Origin of the sequence: Klebsiella sp. EMBS2024, from assembly GCF_036233805.1 — a bacterium.
Lineage (GTDB): Bacteria > Pseudomonadota > Gammaproteobacteria > Enterobacterales > Enterobacteriaceae > Klebsiella > Klebsiella pneumoniae.
On the sequence record NZ_JAZARW010000001.1, the window covers coordinates 678,617 to 696,320 of the forward strand.

Annotated in this window: 13 protein-coding genes and 1 pseudogene; 8 read left to right on the forward strand and 6 right to left on the reverse strand. The window is 64.4% G+C overall.

Going from position 1 to position 17,704, the window contains the following annotated elements:
* Positions 1–473: enterobactin synthase subunit EntD (gene entD / locus VZP09_RS03075; protein WP_218792402.1), on the reverse strand; the 473-nt coding region annotated here is incomplete at its 3' end.
* 66 nt (positions 474–539) lie between these two features.
* The gene (fepA, locus tag VZP09_RS03080; RefSeq protein ID WP_048333038.1) at positions 540–2,768 is read right to left on the reverse strand and encodes a siderophore enterobactin receptor FepA; all 2,229 of its coding nucleotides are present in this window, start codon (positions 2,766–2,768) and stop codon (positions 540–542) included.
* Between the two features lie 259 nt (positions 2,769–3,027).
* Here fepA and fes point away from each other — a divergent pair, with 259 nt between their 5' ends.
* The 3 genes from fes to entF are packed head-to-tail and all read left to right on the forward strand — an operon-like array spanning position 3,028 to position 8,359.
* Positions 3,028–4,236, forward strand: a complete 1,209-nt coding sequence (gene fes, locus VZP09_RS03085; protein WP_048333037.1) for an enterochelin esterase — start codon at positions 3,028–3,030, stop codon at positions 4,234–4,236.
* A gap of 27 nt (positions 4,237–4,263) precedes the next feature.
* Positions 4,264–4,467: an MbtH family protein gene (locus tag VZP09_RS03090; RefSeq protein ID WP_004176919.1), complete on the forward strand. Its 204-nt coding sequence runs from the start codon at positions 4,264–4,266 to the stop codon at positions 4,465–4,467.
* Positions 4,468–4,477: 10 nt separating this feature from the next.
* A complete protein-coding gene (gene entF / locus VZP09_RS03095) occupies positions 4,478–8,359 on the forward strand; it encodes an enterobactin non-ribosomal peptide synthetase EntF (RefSeq protein ID WP_328794886.1) in 3,882 nt (1,293 codons plus the stop codon).
* Positions 8,360–8,423: 64 nt separating this feature from the next.
* Here the strand turns inward: entF and fepC are convergent, their stop codons facing one another.
* The 3 genes from fepC to fepD form a co-directional block, all read right to left on the reverse strand.
* Positions 8,424–9,218 (reverse strand): iron-enterobactin ABC transporter ATP-binding protein, encoded by a 795-nt coding sequence (fepC, locus tag VZP09_RS03100; protein WP_002893737.1) that lies wholly within the window; start codon positions 9,216–9,218, stop codon positions 8,424–8,426.
* Positions 9,215–10,207, reverse strand: a complete 993-nt coding sequence (fepG, locus tag VZP09_RS03105) for an iron-enterobactin ABC transporter permease (RefSeq protein WP_004147521.1) — start codon at positions 10,205–10,207, stop codon at positions 9,215–9,217. The genes fepC and fepG overlap by 4 nt, the downstream gene beginning before the upstream one ends.
* Positions 10,204–11,211 (reverse strand): Fe(3+)-siderophore ABC transporter permease, encoded by a 1,008-nt coding sequence (gene fepD, locus VZP09_RS03110; protein WP_328794887.1) that lies wholly within the window; start codon positions 11,209–11,211, stop codon positions 10,204–10,206. Before fepD ends, fepG begins: the two co-directional genes overlap by 4 nt.
* A 112-nt stretch (positions 11,212–11,323) precedes the next feature.
* Between fepD and entS the strand changes: the two genes are divergently transcribed.
* Positions 11,324–12,565, forward strand: a complete 1,242-nt coding sequence (entS, locus tag VZP09_RS03115; protein WP_328794888.1) for an enterobactin transporter EntS — start codon at positions 11,324–11,326, stop codon at positions 12,563–12,565.
* 143 nt (positions 12,566–12,708) lie between these two features.
* Here the strand turns inward: entS and fepB are convergent, their stop codons facing one another.
* A complete protein-coding gene (gene fepB / locus VZP09_RS03120) occupies positions 12,709–13,668 on the reverse strand; it encodes a Fe2+-enterobactin ABC transporter substrate-binding protein (protein WP_004147526.1) in 960 nt (319 codons plus the stop codon).
* A 188-nt stretch (positions 13,669–13,856) separates the two neighbouring features.
* On the opposite strand from fepB, the gene entC reads away from it, so the two are divergent.
* From entC to VZP09_RS03140, 4 genes and pseudogenes are all read left to right on the forward strand, one after another.
* The gene (entC, locus tag VZP09_RS03125; RefSeq protein ID WP_328794889.1) at positions 13,857–15,032 is read left to right on the forward strand and encodes an isochorismate synthase EntC; all 1,176 of its coding nucleotides are present in this window, start codon (positions 13,857–13,859) and stop codon (positions 15,030–15,032) included.
* Between the two features lie 9 nt (positions 15,033–15,041).
* Complete coding sequence (gene entE, locus VZP09_RS03130; protein WP_328794890.1) at positions 15,042–16,649, forward strand: (2,3-dihydroxybenzoyl)adenylate synthase EntE; 1,608 nt, start codon at positions 15,042–15,044, stop codon at positions 16,647–16,649.
* Between the two features lie 13 nt (positions 16,650–16,662).
* Positions 16,663–17,514, forward strand: coding sequence for an enterobactin biosynthesis bifunctional isochorismatase/aryl carrier protein EntB (entB, locus tag VZP09_RS03135; protein ID WP_004210873.1), 852 nt, complete (start codon positions 16,663–16,665; stop codon positions 17,512–17,514).
* A pseudogene (locus VZP09_RS03140) lies at positions 17,514–17,704 on the forward strand (2,3-dihydro-2,3-dihydroxybenzoate dehydrogenase); the annotation flags it as partial. The gene entB and the pseudogene VZP09_RS03140, both read left to right, overlap by 1 nt.

Sequence of the window (17,704 nt, forward strand, 5' to 3'; positions counted from 1 at the left end):
CAGGCCTTAAACCCACTCTCTTTTGCCGAAAACGCCAGCGTCAGCGCCAGCGGGTAGGGCAGGCCGCTGCGCAGCAGCGCCGTTTTTTCCGCCGGGCTGATAATGCTGCTCTCCAGCTCCGCGGCCAGCTGTGGGGTAAACCGGCGCTCGATATCGACGCCCACCGGCCGATCGGCGATCACCGCCAGCGCGCGCTGGCCGCAATGACTTATGCTGCCGAACCAGGGCGTGGGCCACAGCGGCTGGCGCCGATCGCCGATGGCGGGAAGCCGTTTCTCCCCCACCTCGCGCAGGGCGTATGCCGCGGCGATGCGTCCGGCCAGGTGCTCCGCCTGCCGCTTGCGGCCCCACCCGGTCAGGCTGGCGTGATAGGGCAGCCAGAACAGATCTTCAGGCTGGAAAGTCGCCGGGTCGAAGTCGATCTGCTGGATGGTATAGCCGGCCAGAGGCAAAGCGGTGCGATGGTGGCGCATAGGGTAAGGTTACCGCGGTTGCCCCCGCCCTTTGTCCAGCAAGGGCGGGGGAGGGAGAACCCGCTATCAGAAGTGGGTGTTGACGCTCAGGTACCAGGTGCGGCCCGATTCATTGTAGGTCTCGGCGCCGGCGCCGTACATCGTGCCGGTGGCGCCCCCGGTGGTCTGGGCGTTGCCCGCGCGCCAGTGGCGCTTATCGAAGACGTTATCCACGCCGCCGGTCAGACTGACGTATTTGGTGACGTCCCAGGTCGCGCTCAGGCCGAGGATGCTGTAGGGGCTAACCTCGTTCTTCTCGCTGCCGGTGACCGGTTGACCCTTGTAGTTGTACTTCTTCGGCTCCTGCTTGCCGTACCAGGTGAAGGTCGACTGCAGCGAAACGTCATCGCGAACCTGCCAGCTCAGGGTGGAGTTCAGCGTGTATTCCGGGATAATCGACAGACGATCGCCGGTCTTTTTGTTCTTACTCTGCAGCATATAGGTGATGTTGTTGGTCCAGTTGACGGTCTCGCTCACCGGAACGTTCAACGTCCCCTCCAGACCTTCCACCACCGCTTTCGGTACGTTTTCCCACTGGTAGAGATCGGTACCTTTATTGTTTTGATAGACCGGGGCATAGCCCGCTTCAATCTTGTTGCGGTAGTCGTTGCGGAACCAGGTGACGCCCGCCAGCCAGCCGTCGCGTTTAAACTCGAGGCCAATCTCTTTGTTGATACTGGTCTCGGCTTTTAAGTCGTCGTTACCCTGCAGATAGCAGCCGTCTTTACTGGCGTAGCAGCCCTGGCCTTTACTGTAGAGAATGTAGTTCGGGTTGGTCTGATACAGGCTCGGCGCTTTATAGGCGCGGGCGATGCCCATCTTCAGCGTGAAGTCATCCCACAGGCCCTGCGACAGGTTGAGGGACGGGCTCCAGTTATTGCCGACAATGCTGTGATGATCGAAACGCAGCGCCGGAGTCAGCATGGTGGTGTCGGTCAGCTCCATGTTGTTCTCGGCGAACAGCGAGAAGATTTCCGCCTGCGAGTACGGGCTGCGGCCGGTGCTGTCGTAGCCCGGAATTTCGCCTCCCGACAGCGCCTGGGTGTTGGACGCGTTATCCTTCATCCGCTGTTGATTCCACTCGCTGCCCAGCGTCAGGTTCTGATTAACCAGGTAGTCGAACGGGATACTGACTTCACTGTGCAGCATCACATCCGCCAGATCGATATCCGAGAACTGGTTGCTGTTAAAGATCCCCTCGGTGCCGCCGGCCAGGCCTTCGCCTTTGCGCGAGTTGCGGGTGCGTTCGTACTGCGCCCAGTTGCTGGTGGTCACCCCGTTGTCCCAGGCGCCGTTCCAGGTAATCGAGTAGGTGTTGCGATACAGACGGTTGGTCTCTTTGCCGTAGTTCTCTTTTACCAGGTCGTTGGAGTTGGTGTTCTGGGTATCGCCGGCGTAGAGGTTGCCCTGGCGGCTGTAGCCGGCCTCAAACTCCAGCGACTGCATCGGAGCGAATTCCCAGCGCACCAGACCATCGATGTTTTTGTTTTTCACCCCTTCGCGCCCGGCCGGCAGAGTATCGGCATAGATCCCGGTACGCTCGGACTGATGGCCCTGGTTGATATCCCAGGCGTCGGCCTGCGTTTTGTCGAGGTTACCGAACAGGCGGAAGCTAAAATCGCCGCCCAGCGGGCCGCTGAGGCTGAAGTTAGTGCGTTTGGTGGAGCCTTCATCCTTGTGCTCCGGGGCGTTCATATAGGTGTTCCATGAGCCGTGCCACTCATCGCCGGTTTTTTTGGTGATGATATTCACCACGCCGCCGGCGGCGCCGTTGCCGTAGCGGGCGGCGGCCGGGCCGCGAATCACTTCGATACGTTCGATCATCTCCGGCGGCACCCAGCTGGTATCGCCGCGGGTGTCGCGCTCGCCGCGCCAGCCAAGGCGCACGGAGTTGCGGCTGGTGACCGGCTTGCCGTCGATCAGGATCAGGGTATTTTCCGGGCCCATGCCGCGGATATCAATCTGGCGGTTGTTGCCGCGCTGGCCGCTGGTGGAGTTGCCGGTCAGGTTGACTCCCGGCATGGTGCGAATGATCTCCGAGACGTCGCGCGCCGGGGGGCGTTTGCGGATCTCATCGGCGGTGATGGTGGAGACGCCCGGCGCCTGCAGGTTCTGCTCGGCGGCGGTGACCACCATGGTCTCTTCAGCGGCGCTGTTTTTATCGTCGGTGGCGGTTTCCGCTGCGCTTAACGGAAAAGCAACCCCGTAAATTCCCAGATTGACCAGCAAGGCCAGGGATTTGATCCTGTTATTCATTGTTATTCCTGCTTTTTGTCGCCACGTTCCCCAAACGCCCCTTCCCACCGGGAGGGGAGGCGGCATAAATGTTGCCAAAAGCGGGCAAAGGCACTCCGTCGCTGGCTGAATAAGCCCGATTTGACATGTTCTGATGAAAGACGCGCTTCCCACGGCGCGCTAATACGCTATTGCAAATGCAAATAGTTATCAATAATATTATCAATAAATAATGACAATTAATTAAAAAAGTCACGCTATACATAGGGTTAATGACAGAATGTTAAGGACAGGAAGCGAGGAGTGGTGGCAAACCCTGCGGGGGCCGCAGTGCCGCGCAGTGGATGACGCCATCGAGGTAACGTTCTGGTGGCGGGACCCGGCGGGGGATGAAACCCGCTCTTCCCATCGTCGGGTATGGCTCTATATCACCGGCGTGACCGACCACCATCAGAATGCGCGACCGCAATCGCTGCAACGTCTCCCCGGGACCGACGCCTGGTTCTGGCGCACTACACTGTCGCCGACCTGGCGCGGCAGCTACTGTTTTATTCCCTCCGACCGTGACGATGATTTTTCCCCTGAGGTGTTCAGCGCTGATGCGCCCGACCGCGCGCTGCTACGCGAAGGCTGGCGCAAACTGCTGCCGCGGGCGATAGCCGATCCGCTGAACCCGCACAGCTGGCTGGGCGGACGCGGCCATGGCGTGTCCGCCCTGGAGATGCCGCAGGCCCCCGCGCAGCCCGGCTGGGACCCGCTTAATGAGGCGCATCCTGCCGCCCGTTGCCTTGAGTGGCGCAGCGCGCGTCTGGGCAACCATCGCCGGGTCTGGATCTACACCACCGGCGAGGCTGTCGACCCGCAAACGCGGCCGCTGGCGATCCTGCTCGACGGCCAGTTCTGGGCCGAGAGCATGCCGGTGTGGTCGCCGCTGGCCGCCCTGACCCGCGAGGGGAGACTGCCGCCGGCGGTCTACCTGCTGATCGACGCGATCGACAACCAGCGCCGCGGGGTTGAGCTGCCCTGTCACCGCGATTTCTGGCTGGCGGTGCAGGAGGAGCTCCTGCCGCTGGTCCACGGCTATGCCCCGTTCAGCGACCGCCCGGATCGGACGGTGGTGGCCGGGCAAAGCTTCGGCGGTCTGGCGGCGATGTTCGCCGCTCTCAACTGGCCGCAGCGCTTTGGCTGCGTGCTCAGCCAGTCAGGCTCCTACTGGTGGCCGCACCGTGATGGCCGCGGGACGGGCTTTATCGGCGAACAGCTTCGCCAGGGTGAGGTGTCCGCGGCCGGGCTGCGCGTCTGGCTGGAAGCGGGCCAACGCGAACCGATCATTTTTCGCGCGAACCAGGCGCTACTGGCGCAACTCACCACAACACAGCAGACGATTTTCTGGCGTCAGGTTGACGGCGGGCATGATGCGCTTTGCTGGCGCGGCGGGCTGACGGCAGGGCTTATCCAGCTCTGGCAGCCTCTGCTGTCGCACCCTTAGCATCGCGTTTTACGACAGGAGTTTGATATGCAATTCAGTAACCCCTTCGACAATCCGCAAGGGCAGTTTTACATTCTGCGCAATGATCAACAGCAGTACAGCCTGTGGCCGGCGCATTGCGACCTGCCTGCCGGCTGGACGGTGGTGTGCCCCCCGCAGTCGGCCGAGGCCTGCAACGCCTGGCTGGCGGCCAACTGGTCAACCCTGACCCCCGCCCATCATGCGTCATAAGGAGCTGACAATGACCACTCGTTTACCGCTGGTTGCCGCGCAGCCGGGGATCTGGATGGCCGAGCGCCTCTCCACTCTGCCAGGCGCCTGGAGCGTGGCCCACTATGTTGAACTGCGCGGCGNCCTCGACCCGACGCTGCTGGGAAAAGCGATTGTCGCCGGTCTGCAGCAGGCGGACACCCTCAGCCTGCGCTTTGAGGAAGAGGAGGGGGAAGTCTGGCAGTGGCTGGCGGCCGACCGCACCTTTGGCGAACCGTCGATCATTGACCTGCGTACGGCGCCGGATCCGCATCGCGCCGCCACGGAGCGGATGCAGGCGGACCTGGCGCAGGATCTGCGTGTCGACGGCGGCAACCCGCTGGTGTGCCATCAGCTGCTGCGCGTCGGCGACGACCGCTGGTACTGGTATCAGCGATATCACCACTTGCTGGTGGATGGCTTCAGCTTCCCGGCGATAACCCGGCAGATCGCCGCCATTTATCGCGCCTGGCAGCGGGGGGAAGCCACTCCTGAGTCGCCTTTCACCCCCTTCGCCGAGGTGGTGGACGAGTACCAGCGCTACGCCGGCAGCGAGGCCTGGCAGCGGGATAAAGCTTTCTGGCAGGCCCAGCGCCAGGCGTTACCGGCGCCTGCCTCACTCTCTGCCGCGCCGCTGTGCGGGCGCGCCGCCGGGAGCNATATCTGGCGGATGAAGCTGGAGATGAACGCCGACGCCTTCCGCCGCCTGGCCAGCCATGCGCCGCAGTGTCAGCCCGCTGACCTGGCGCTGGCGCTCACCACGCTGTGGCTGGGCCGCCTGTGCAACCGGATGGACTACGCGGCGGGCTTTATCTTTATGCGTCGGATGGGTTCAGCCGCGCTGACCTCGACAGGGCCGGTGCTCAATGTCCTGCCTCTGGCGGTGCATATTGACGCCCGGGAGACGCTGGCGGACCTGGCGATGCGCCTCGCCGGTCAGTTGAAAAAGATGCGCCGCCATCAGCGCTATGACGCCGAACAGATCGTTCGCGACAGCGGCAAAGCGGCAGGGGACGAACCGCTGTTCGGCCCGGTGCTGAACGTCAAAGTCTTTGATTACCAGCTGGATATCGACGGCGTCGAGGCAGTGACCCACACCCTCGCCACCGGCCCGGTCAACGATCTCGAGCTGGCGCTGTTCCCGGATGAGACCGGCGGGCTGTCGCTGGAGATCCTCGCCAACAAGGCCCGGTACGACGAAGCCGAGCTCCGTCGCCACATGGCGCGACTGACCGCGCTGCTGGCGCAGTTCGCCGCCGATCCGGCGCTGCGCTGCGGCGAAGCAGAGATGCTCTCCGCCGACGAGCTGGCCCGGCTGGCGGCGGTCAACGATACCGCTGTGCCGCTGCCTGCCACCACCCTCAGCGCGCTGGTGGCCGACCAGGCGCGGAAGACCCCGGATGCGCCGGCGCTGGCGGACGCCCGCTGGCAGTTCAGCTATCGCGAGATGCGTCAGCAGGTGGTGGCGCTCGCGCAGCTGCTGCGTCAGCGCGGCGTGAAGCCGGGCGACAGCGTGGCGGTGGCCCTGCCGCGCTCGGTGTTCCTGACCCTGGCGCTGCACGGCATTGTCGAAGCGGGGGCCGCCTGGCTGCCGCTGGACACCGGCTACCCGGACGACCGCCTGCGGATGATGCTGGAAGACGCCCGGCCGTCGCTGCTGATCGCCACGGAGGACCAGCTGGCCCGCTTCAGCGATATTCCGGGGCTGGAAAGCCTCTGCTACCAGCAGCCGCTGGCCGCCGGGGATGACGCGCCGCTGGCGGTGTCAAAACCAGACCATACCGCCTACATCATCTTTACCTCCGGCTCCACCGGGCGGCCGAAAGGGGTGATGGTCGGCCAGACCGCCATCGTCAACCGCCTGCTGTGGATGCAGGATCGCTATCCGTTATCTGCCGACGACGTGGTGGCGCAGAAAACGCCGTGCAGTTTCGACGTGTCGGTGTGGGAATTCTGGTGGCCGTTTATCGCCGGCGCGCAGCTGGTGATGGCCGAGCCGGAGGCGCACCGCGACCCGCAGGCGATGCAGCAGTTCTTCGCCCGCTACGGCGTGACCACCACCCACTTTGTGCCGTCGATGCTGGCGGCGTTTGTCGCCTCGCTGGATGCCGACAGCATCGCTGCCTGCCGCACGCTGCGGCGGGTATTCTGCAGCGGCGAAGCGCTGCCGACGGAATTGTGCCGCGAGTGGGAGCGCTTGACCGGCGCGCCGCTGCATAACCTGTACGGCCCGACGGAGGCGGCGGTGGACGTCAGCTGGTATCCGGCCTGCGGCCCTGAGCTGGCGGCCGTGACCGGCAGCAGCGTGCCGATTGGCTGGCCGGTGTGGAACACCGGGCTGCGCATTCTCGATGCCGCGATGCGCCCGGTGCCGCCGGGGGTGGCGGGGGATCTTTATCTCACCGGCATCCAGCTGGCGCAGGGCTATCTGGGGCGCCCGGATCTCACCGCCAGCCGCTTTATCGCCGACCCGTTTGCCCCCGGCGAGCGGATGTATCGCACCGGCGACGTGGCGCGCTGGCTGACGAACGGCGCGGTGGAGTACCTTGGCCGCAGCGACGATCAGCTGAAGATCCGCGGGCAGCGCATCGAGCTTGGCGAGATTGATCGGGTGATGTCGGCCCTGCCGGACGTGGCGCAGGCGGTGAGTCACGCCTGCGTCTTCAACCAGGCGGCGGCGACCGGCGGTGATGCCCGACAGCTGGTGGGCTATCTGGTCTCTGACTCCGGCCTGCCGCTGGATACCGCGGCGCTGAAAGCGCGGCTGGCGGAACAGCTGCCGCCGCATATGGTGCCGGTGGTGCTGATGCAGCTCGCTGAGCTGCCGCTGAGCGCCAACGGCAAACTGGACCGTAAAGCGCTGCCGCTGCCGACCCTCGGCGGCGAGCGCAGCGGCCGGCCGCCGGAGCCCGGCATGGAAACTCTTGTCGCCGCCGCCTTCAGCCAGCTGCTGGGCTGCGAGGTGAAAGATATCGACGCCGATTTCTTCGCCCTTGGCGGCCATTCGCTGCTGGCGATGCGCCTGGCGGCACAGCTCAGCCGCCAGCTGGCGCGGCAGGTGACCCCGGGGCAGGTGATGGTGGCCTCGACGGTGGGCAAACTGAGCGCGCTGCTGGCCGCCGATCTCAGCGATGAGCAGGCTCAGCGCCTGGGGCTGGATACGCTTCTGCCGCTGCGCGAGAGCGACGGTCCGACGCTGTTCTGCTTCCATCCGGCCTCCGGCTTCGCCTGGCAGTTCAGCGTGCTGGCGCGCTATCTCAGCCCGCGCTGGTCAATTACCGGTATTCAGTCGCCGCGCCCGCAGGGGCCGATGGCCAGCGCCGCCAGCCTCGACGAGGTCTGCGAGCATCATCTGCAAACGCTGCTGGCGCAGCAGCCGCACGGCCCTTATTACCTGTTCGGGTATTCGTTGGGCGGCACCTTAGCCCAGGGGATTGCCGCCCGCTTGCGCCAGCGCGGCGAAGCGGTGGCCTTCCTCGGCCTGCTGGATACCTGGCCGCCGGAGACGCAAAACTGGGCAGAGAAAGAGGCCAACGGGCTGGATCCCGAGGTACTGGCGGAGATCGACCGCGAGCGCGAAGCGTTCCTCGCCGCCCAGCAGGGGCAAGCCTCCGGCGAGCTGTTCAGCGCCATCGAAGGCAACTATGCCGATGCGGTGCGGCTGTTAACTACTGCCCACAGCGCGAAGTTTGACGGCAAGGCGACGCTGTTCGTGGCGGAGAAGACGCGGCAGGAGGGGATGGATCCGCAGGTCGTATGGGGCCCGTGGGTGGGGGAACTGGAGGTGTTCAGCCAGAACTGCGCCCACGTCGATATCATCTCCCCGCAGGCCTTTGAGGCCATCGGTCCGGTGGTCAGGGAGATTCTGGGGTAACGGTTGAGTTCGGGCTACAGCAGGTAGCCCGGCTCAGCGTAGCGCAAGCCGGGGAAAGAGGAGATTACCGGCGGCCCAGCGGGACCACCAGCGGCGTATGCGCCACCGGATCTTCAATGATCGTGCAGCGCAGACCGTAAATCCGTTCAATCAGATCGGCGGTGACGATCTCCTTCGGCGCCCCCTCGGCGACGATCCTGCCGTCGCGCAGGGCGATCAGGTGGGTGGCGTAGCGGCAGGCCTGGTTAAGATCGTGCAGCACCGCCGCCAGGGTATAGCCCTTCTCGCGATTCAGCTCACTCAACAGTTCCAGCAGGTCGATCTGATGGCTGATGTCCAGCCAGGTGGTCGGCTCATCCAGCAGCATAATCGCCGTTTCCTGGGCCAGCACCATCGCAATCCACGCCCGCTGCCGCTGGCCGCCGGAAAGCGTGTCGACGCTCTGCAGCGCCAGATCGCTGATCCCGGTCGCCCGCATCGCCTTGTTCACCGCCTCTTCATCTTCTTTGCGCCAGCGGGTAAACAGCGGCTGGTGCGGATAGCGCCCGCGGGCCACCAGCTCCTGCACCGTGATATCGCCAGGGGTGGTGGCATTCTGCGCCAGCAGCCCGATGCGGCGGGCAACCTCTTTACTGGCGTACTGCTGGATCTGCGCGCCGTCGAGCCAGACGTGGCCGCTGGCCGGCGTCATCAGGCGACTGAGGGTGCGCAATAGCGTCGACTTGCCGCAGCCGTTGGGACCGATAATGGCGGTGAAGTGACCGTCAGGGATGGTCACGTTCAGCGACTCGGCGATGGTCTTGTTCCCGTAGGCCAGGGTTAACTGCTCGCCGCGCAAACGGGAGGGGACAGCACTCATTTTTTGCGGGACTCCTGAATCAACAATGCAATAAGGTAAATACCGCCGAGGCTGACGGTTAACACGCCAACCGGCAGCTGCCACGGCATAAACAGCCGTTGGGCGCCGTAATCGGCCAGCGCCAGCAGCAGCGCGCCGCACAGGGCCGACTGGGTCAGTCCCCAGCGNGCCGTGCCGCTCAGGCGGCGGGCGATATGCGGCGCCACCAGCGCGATAAATGAGATCGGCCCGGCCAGCGCCGTCGAGGCGGCGGTGAGCACCACCGCCACCAGCATCAGCAGCAGGCGCGAACGCTCGACCTGCACCCCCAGCGCGCAGGCGGTATCGTCGCCCATCTCCAGCAGCCGCATCCGGCGAACCAGCAGGGCGCTGCCCACCAGCATCAACAGGATCAGCGGCGCCGACGGCCAGGTTTTACCCCACGTCAGGCCATTAAGCGATCCGGCGTTCCACAGGCCCGCAGAAAGGGCGGTCTCCAGCGAGGCGCGCAGCAGCAGCCAGGTGTTGAATGCCACCAGCATGGCGCGCACGCCGATGCCGATAATGATCAGGCGGAAGGTCTCGATCCCGTTGCGCCAGGCCAGCAGCCAGACCACCAGCGAGGTCAGCACCCCGCCGGCCATCGCCGCCAGGGCGATCGCCGTCAGGTTCTGGCCGAAGAGGACCATCGCCACCAGCACGCCGCTCCAGGCGCCGGTGTTAAAGCCCATCACGTCCGGGCTGCCGAGCGGGTTACGGGTCAGCGACTGGAAAATGGCGCCGCTGACGCCGAGCGCGGCGCCAATGAGCAGCGCCATTAACACCCGCGGCAGCCGCCATTCGTTCACCACCATCGCGACGTTGCGCGGCGCATCGCCGAACAGCGCCGAGAACACCTGGTCAATCGTCAGGGGCACCGGGCCTTGCGCCAGCCCGAGCAGGGAAATCAGCAGGCTGGCGGCCATTAGCAGCAGACAGCTGGCTATCAGGCGGCGGGACGGGGCAATCACAGGCCACCTCCCCGCGGCTGGCGGCGCACCAGCCAGATCAGCACCGGCGCGCCGAGAAAGGCGCTCACCACCGATACCCGCAGTTCGCCGGGCACCAGCAGGCGGCCAATCACGTCGGCAAACAGCAGCAGGGNCGGGGTGGCGAGCAGGGTGACCGGCAGCGACCAGCGATGATCGGCCCCCACCAGCCAGCGCGCCATATGCGGCATCATCAGGCCGATAAAGGCGATGGGGCCGACGACGGCGGTGGCGCTGCCGCACAGGACGGTGATGACGATCAGGCCGATCAGCTGGGTGCGGGCGACGCGGCTGCCGAGGGCGGTGGCGGTATCGTTGCCCAGGCTCAGGCTGTTCAGCGCCCGGCTCAGCAGCAGAGCGGCGATCCCCGCCACGACTACCGGCAGCAGGACAATTTTCAGCGTTTGCAGGGTGCGGATATCCAGCGAACCGGCCTGCCAGAAGCGTAGCTGATCGTAGACGTCCGGGTTGAGCAGGGCGATGCCGTTGGACAGCCCCTCGAGTACCGCCGCAAGGGCGACCCCGGCGAGAGTGAGGCGCACCGGGCTCAGCTGACCGCCGCCCTGGCTGCCGGTAAAGGCTACCAGCAGCGAGGCGCAGAGCGCGCCGCAGAACGCCAGCAGCAGCTGCTCCTGCGGGGAAGTGATCCCGAACAGCGCCGCGCCGAGGACGATGGCGAAGCTGGCGCCGGAGTTGACCCCCAGCAGGCCGGGGTCGGCCAACGGGTTGCGGGTGAGCGTTTGCATCAGCGCGCCGGCGAGGCCGAGGGCGACGCCGGCCAGCAGACCGGCCAGAGTGCGCGGCAGGCGCGCGTCCAGCACGATAGTGCAATCAGCGCTTTGACAGGTTCCGCTGAAGGCGGTGAATACCGTGCCGATCGGCAACGATTTGGCGCCGATGGTCAGGCTAAGCGCGGCGGCTAAGGCGAGTAATAGCAACAATCCGGGCACGGCGACAGAGCGTACCGCGGTCGTAGAAAACGACATAACTGACATCCCTGATATGATAATGATAGTAATTATCGTTATCGATTTTATTCAGCTATGGTAGCATGACCCACAGTAAAAAGGGTATTAAAAATAACGACAAGGCGCTGTAATGAACCGACAATCCTGGCTGCTCAATCTCAGCCTGCTGAAAACTCACCCGGCGTTTCGCGCCGTTTTTATCGCTCGCTTTATCTCTATTCTGTCGCTTGGCCTGCTGGGCGTGGCCATCCCGGTGCAGATCCAGATGATGACCCATTCGACCTGGCAGGTCGGGCTGTCGGTGACGCTGACCGGGGCGTCGATGTTTGTTGGTCTGATGGTGGGGGGCGTGCTGGCTGACCGCTATGAACGTAAACGCCTGATCCTGCTGGCGCGCGGCACCTGCGGCGTGGGTTTTGTCGGCCTGTGTCTGAACGCCCTGCTGCCGGAGCCGTCGCTGGCGGCGATTTATCTGCTGGGGATCTGGGATGGGTTCTTCGCCTCGCTGGGGGTGACCGCGCTGCTGGCGGCGACCCCGGCGCTGGTGGGGCGGGAAAACCTGATGCAGGCCGGGGCCATCACCATGTTGACGGTGCGCCTTGGCTCGGTGATTTCGCCGATGATCGGCGGCCTGCTGCTGGCCACCGGCGGCGTGGCGTGGAACTTCGGCCTGGCGGCGGCGGGGACCTTTATCACCACCTTAACCCTGCTGCGTCTGCCGCAGCTGCCGCCGCCTCCGCAGCCGCGCGAGCATCCGCTGCGCTCCCTGCTGGCGGGGCTGACCTTCCTCTGCCGGAGCCCGCTTATCGGCGGGATTGCGCTGCTTGGCGGTCTGCTGACCATGGCCAGCGCGGTGCGGGTGCTCTATCCGGCGCNGGCCGGTAGCTGGCAGATGTCGGCCGGACAGATTGGCCTGTTGTACGCCGCTATTCCGCTCGGTGCGGCGCTGGGGGCGTTGACCAGCGGCCAGCTGGCCCAGACGGTGCGGCCGGGCGCGCTGATGCTGGCGACCACGGTGGGATCGTTTGTCGCCATTGCGCTGTTCAGCCTGATGCCGCACTGGGCGTTGGGCGCGCTGTGCCTGGCGCTGTTTGGCTGGCTGAGCGCTATTAGCTCGCTGCTGCAGTACACCCTGATCCAGACCCAGACGCCGGAACATATGCTCGGGCGGATTAACGGTCTGTGGACCGCGCAAAACGTCACCGGCGACGCCATCGGCGCGGCGCTGCTCGGCGGCTTAGGGGCGGTGATGACGCCGGCGGCATCCGCCAGCGCCAGCGGCTGGGCGCTGGCGCTTGTCGGTGTGCTGCTGGTTGGGCTGCTACGCGAGCTGCGCCGTTTCCAGCGCCCGGAAATTGTCAACGAAAGTTAAGTAGGGTGCGCTTGCCCGGTGGCGGCTGCGCCTTACCGGGCCTGGGGTACGGCAGGCCGGTGCAAGCTCAGTAGGCCGGGCAAGCGCAGCGCCGCCCGGCAAGGTGTGCAGGCCGAGTGCCCGGCCTGATGGCGCAGCCCGCGTTAGCCGAACAGGCTGGAGAGACGCTGGAGCACCAGCAGAGCGCTGTAGTAGTCAAGGCGGAAGGTCTCGGTGCCCAGCGGGTAGACGCGTTTGCCTGCGACCGCCGGGAGATGCGCCAGCAGCGGGTTGGCGTAGATGGCATCCGCATCTTTCTGGTCGCCGGCGAACAGGAACAGACTCTGGCCGTTCAGACCGGCCGCGAGGTTCTCCCCGCCCAGCTGCACGATATCGTGGCGTTTACCCTGGCTATGGCTGGCGGGCAGGCCGCCCGGCAGCGTCGCCAGGCTAAAGCCCAGCTGTTCGAGCATCTGCCCCTGAGCCGATTCCGGCGTCCAGATATTGGCGCTGTGCGCGGCGGCGGTATAGACCAGGGCGGTCACCGGCTGCGGCGGCAGTTTCATTTTTTCTTTTAACGAAACGAGCTGTTTATTGAAGTCGGCAATGCGCGCGCTGGCCTGTTGTTCATGACCGGTGATCTGCCCCAGCTGGGTGAGCAGGGTTTGCCAGCTTTTATCGTCATAGTTGATGACCAGCGTCGGGGCGATGGTTTTAAGCTGATCGTACAGCGGCAGGGCGGAGTCGCCACCGGTCGCGCTCACCAGGATCAGATCCGGCATCTGGGCGGCCACCGCTTCGGCGCTTGGTTCGCCGATGTACAGCCGCGCCAGCTTGCGGGCTTTGGCAACCTCGCTCCACTGGCGCAGAAAGCCCTGGCTATCGGCGACGCGGTTGTTCGGCGTGGTCGCGCCGCTGGCGACCACCGGAGCGTCAATCGCCAGCAGCGAACCGGTAAGCGTCACGCTGGTGGAGACAATGCGCAGCGGCTGACTCGGCAGGGTATGCGTCCCGTAGCTGTCGGTGACCTGGCGCGGCCAGTCCGCCGCCTGGGCTGAGGTAATTCCTAAAAGCAACAGCATGCCGGTCAGCGCACCGCGGCGGCAGAAAGAAAAGAAGTTCACGTCATCGCATCCTGATTTGAAAGGTGATAAATGCGTCTCATTTTCAACTTTGTGTCAACAGGATGCAAGCCAAAGTGGCGGCGCCATGACGTAACGCGGTTGACATGGCGGGCAATACCTTTTAGGTTAGCCAACCAAAATATAAATGATAATTATTCTTAATATCTTTATCGTTTTTGGAGGATGATATGGAAACGTCACTGGCTGAGGATGTAAAGAAACCGACCCGGACCCTGTCGCCGGACAGCTTCTTCTTTATGTCGCCGTACCGCAGTTTTACCACTTCAGGCTGCTTCCGTCGCTTCTCACAGCCCGCCGTTGGCGGCGATGCGCTGAACGGCGAGTTCCAGCAGCAGATGGCGGCCGCCTTTGCCGAGGCCCGGGCGGCGGGGATCCGCAAGCCGGTGATGGTCGGGGCTATCCCGTTCGACACCTGTCAGCCTTCCGAGCTCTATATCCCCGAGCGCTGGGAAGCGTTCTCTCGCCCGGAAAAGCAGCGTTCCGCCCGCTATGCCGCGCCGCTGGAGGCGATGGAGGTGGTGGAGCGTCGGGAGATCCCGGAGCAGGACGCGTTTTTAGCCATGGTGGAACGCGCCGCCGCGCTGACCGCCACCCCGGAAGTCGACAAAGTGGTGCTATCAAGGCTTATCGATATTACCACCCGCGACCGCGTCGACAGCGGCGCGCTGATGGAGCGACTGATCGCCCAGAACCCCGCCAGCTTTAACTTCCACGTGCCGCTCTCCGACGGCGGCGTGCTGCTGGGCGCCAGCCCGGAGCTGCTGCTGCGTAAAGAAGGACAGCACTTCAGCTCTCTGCCGCTGGCCGGCTCCGCCCGTCGCCAGCCGGACGATGTGCTGGACCGGGAAGCAGGCAACAGGCTGTTGGCCTCCGGCAAAGATCGCCACGAGCACGAGCTGGTGACCCAGGCGATGAAGAGCGTGCTGGGCCCGCGCAGCAGTCAGCTGTCGCTACCGGAGTCGCCGCAGCTGATTACCACCCCGACGCTCTGGCATCTGGCGACGCCGATCGCAGGCACCGCGCTGGCGGAAGAAAACGCCATGTCGCTGGCCTGTCTGCTGCACCCGACGCCGGCGCTGAGCGGTTTCCCGCATCAGGCGGCGAAGCGCCTGATTGCTGAACTGGAACCCTTCGATCGCCAGCTGTTCGGCGGCATCGTCGGCTGGTGCGATGACGAAGGCAACGGCGAGTGGGTGGTGACTATCCGCTGCGCGCGTCTGCAGCAGCGTACGCTGCGCCTGTTTGCCGGCGCGGGCATTGTTCCGGCCTCCTCGCCGCTGGGCGAATGGCGCGAAACCGGCGTCAAACTGACCACCATGCTTATCGTATTTGGCTTGAACTAAGAGGCAAGGATGATTGCATTTACCCGTTGGCCGGAAGAGTTTGCGGCCCGCTATCGTCAAAAAGGCTACTGGCAGGATCTGCCGTTAACCAATCTGATCACCCGTCACGCGGACAATGACGCCGTGGCGATTATCGATGGCGAGCGGCAGATTAGCTACCGCCAGTTTAACCAGCTGGTGGACAACCTCGCCTGCTCGCTGCAGCGCCAGGGACTGAAGCGCGGGGAGACCGCGCTGGTGCAGCTGGGCAATGTCGCCGAGTTTTACATGACCTTCTTTGCGCTGCTGCGCATCGGCGTCGCGCCAGTGAACGCTTTGTTCAACCACCAGCGCAGCGAACTTAACGCCTACGCCGCGCAGATTAAACCGGCGCTGCTGATTGCCGATCGCGAGCACGCTCTGTTTGCTGACGATAGCTTTCTCCACGCGTTTATCGCGGAACATCCTTCCCTGCGCGTCGCACTGTTGCGTAACGACGGCGGCGAGCGCGATCTGGCGACGGAGATTAACCGCCCGNCGGATAACTTTATCGCCAATCCAACCCCTGCCGACGAAGTGGCCTTTTTCCAGCTCTCCGGCGGCAGCACCGGGACGCCGAAGCTTATCCCTCGCACCCATAACGATTACGACTACAGCATCCGCCGCAGCAACGAGATCTGCGGGATTAACGCTGAAACGCGCTACCTCAACGCGCTGCCGGCGGCGCATAACTATGCGATGAGTTCCCCGGGTTCGCTCGGCGTCTTCCTCGCCGGCGGGCGGGTGATCCTCGCCGCTGACCCGAGCGCCACGCTCTGTTTCCCGCTGATCGAAAAACATCAGATTAACGTCGCGTCGCTGGTGCCGCCGGCGGTCAGCCTGTGGCTGCAGGCGATTCACGAATGGGGCAGCAACGCCCAGCTGCAATCGCTGCAGCTGCTGCAGGTCGGCGGCGCGCGCCTGTCAGCGACCCTCGCCGCGCGCATTCCGGCGGAAATCGGCTGCCAGCTGCAGCAGGTGTTCGGCATGGCGGAGGGGCTGGTGAATTACACCCGCCTTAACGATAGCCCGGAGCGGATCATCAATACCCAGGGCTGTCCGATGTGCCCGGACGATGAAGTGTGGGTAGCGGATGCCGACGGCAACCCGCTGCCGCGCGGCGAAGTGGGCCGCCTGATGACCCGCGGGCCGTACACTTTCCGCGGCTACTACAACAGCCCGCAGCATAACGCGGAAGCCTTTGACGCCGAGGGGTTTTATTGCTCCGGCGATCTGATTTCGATCGACGAAGATGGGTATATCACCGTCCAGGGCCGGGAAAAAGATCAGATCAACCGCGGCGGCGAGAAGATCGCCGCTGAAGAGATCGAAAACCTGCTGCTGCGCCATGAGGCGGTGATCCACGCCGCGCTGGTCAGCATCGAAGACAATCTGCTGGGCGAGAAAAGCTGCGCTTATCTGGTGGTGACCTCGCCGCTGCGCGCCGTCGCCGTGCGCCGCTTCCTGCGCGAGCAGGGGGTGGCGGAATTTAAACTGCCGGACCGCGTGGAGTGCGTTGCCGCGCTGCCGCTGACGCCGGTGGGCAAAGTCGATAAAAAACAATTACGTCAGTGGCTGGCCGAAGGCAAGCTGGGCTGAAGGAGAACAGAGAATGGCAATCCCTAAATTACAGGCATATGCGCTGCCGGAAGCCAGCGATATCCCGGCGAACAAGGTCAACTGGGCCTTTGAGCCGTCGCGCGCCGCGCTGCTGATCCACGATATGCAGGAATATTTCCTCAACTTCTGGGGCGAAAACAGCGCGATGATGGAGAAAGTGGTGGCTAATATCGCCGCCCTGCGCGACTTCTGCAAACAGAACGGCATTCCGGTGTACTACACCGCCCAGCCGAAAGAGCAGAGCGATGAAGACCGCGCCCTGCTGAATGATATGTGGGGGCCGGGTCTGACCCGCTCGCCGGAGCAGCAGCAGGTGATTGCCGCGCTGGCGCCGGATGAAGACGATACCGTGCTGGTGAAATGGCGCTACAGCGCGTTTCATCGCTCGCCGCTGGAGGAGATGCTGAAAGAGACCGGTCGCGACCAGCTGATAATCACCGGCGTTTACGCCCATATCGGCTGCATGACCACCGCCACCGATGCTTTCATGCGCGATATCAAACCGTTCTTTGTCGCCGACGCGCTGGCAGATTTCAGCCGTGAAGAGCACCTGATGGCGCTGAAATACGTCGCTGGCCGCTCCGGCCGCGTGGTGATGACCGAAGAGCTGCTACCGCTCCCAGCCTCCAAAGCGGCGCTGCGCGCGCTGATCCTGCCGCTGCTCGACGAATCCGATGAACCGCTGGATGATGAAAACCTGATCGACTACGGTCTGGATTCGGTGCGGATGATGGCCCTGGCCGCCCGCTGGCGCAAAGTGCACGGCGATATCGACTTCGTGATGCTGGCGAAAAACCCGACCATCGACGCCTGGTGGGCGCTGCTCACCCGCGAGGTGCAATAATGGCGGCGCTGGATTTTCACGGCCAGACCGTGTGGGTGACCGGCGCAGGTAAAGGGATTGGCTATGCCACCGCGCTGGCTTTCGTCGAGGCCGGGGCCAACGTCACCGGGTTCGACCTCGCCTTTGACGGCGAAAGCTACCCGTTTACCACCGAAACGCTGGACGTCGCCGATGCCGACCAGGTACGCGA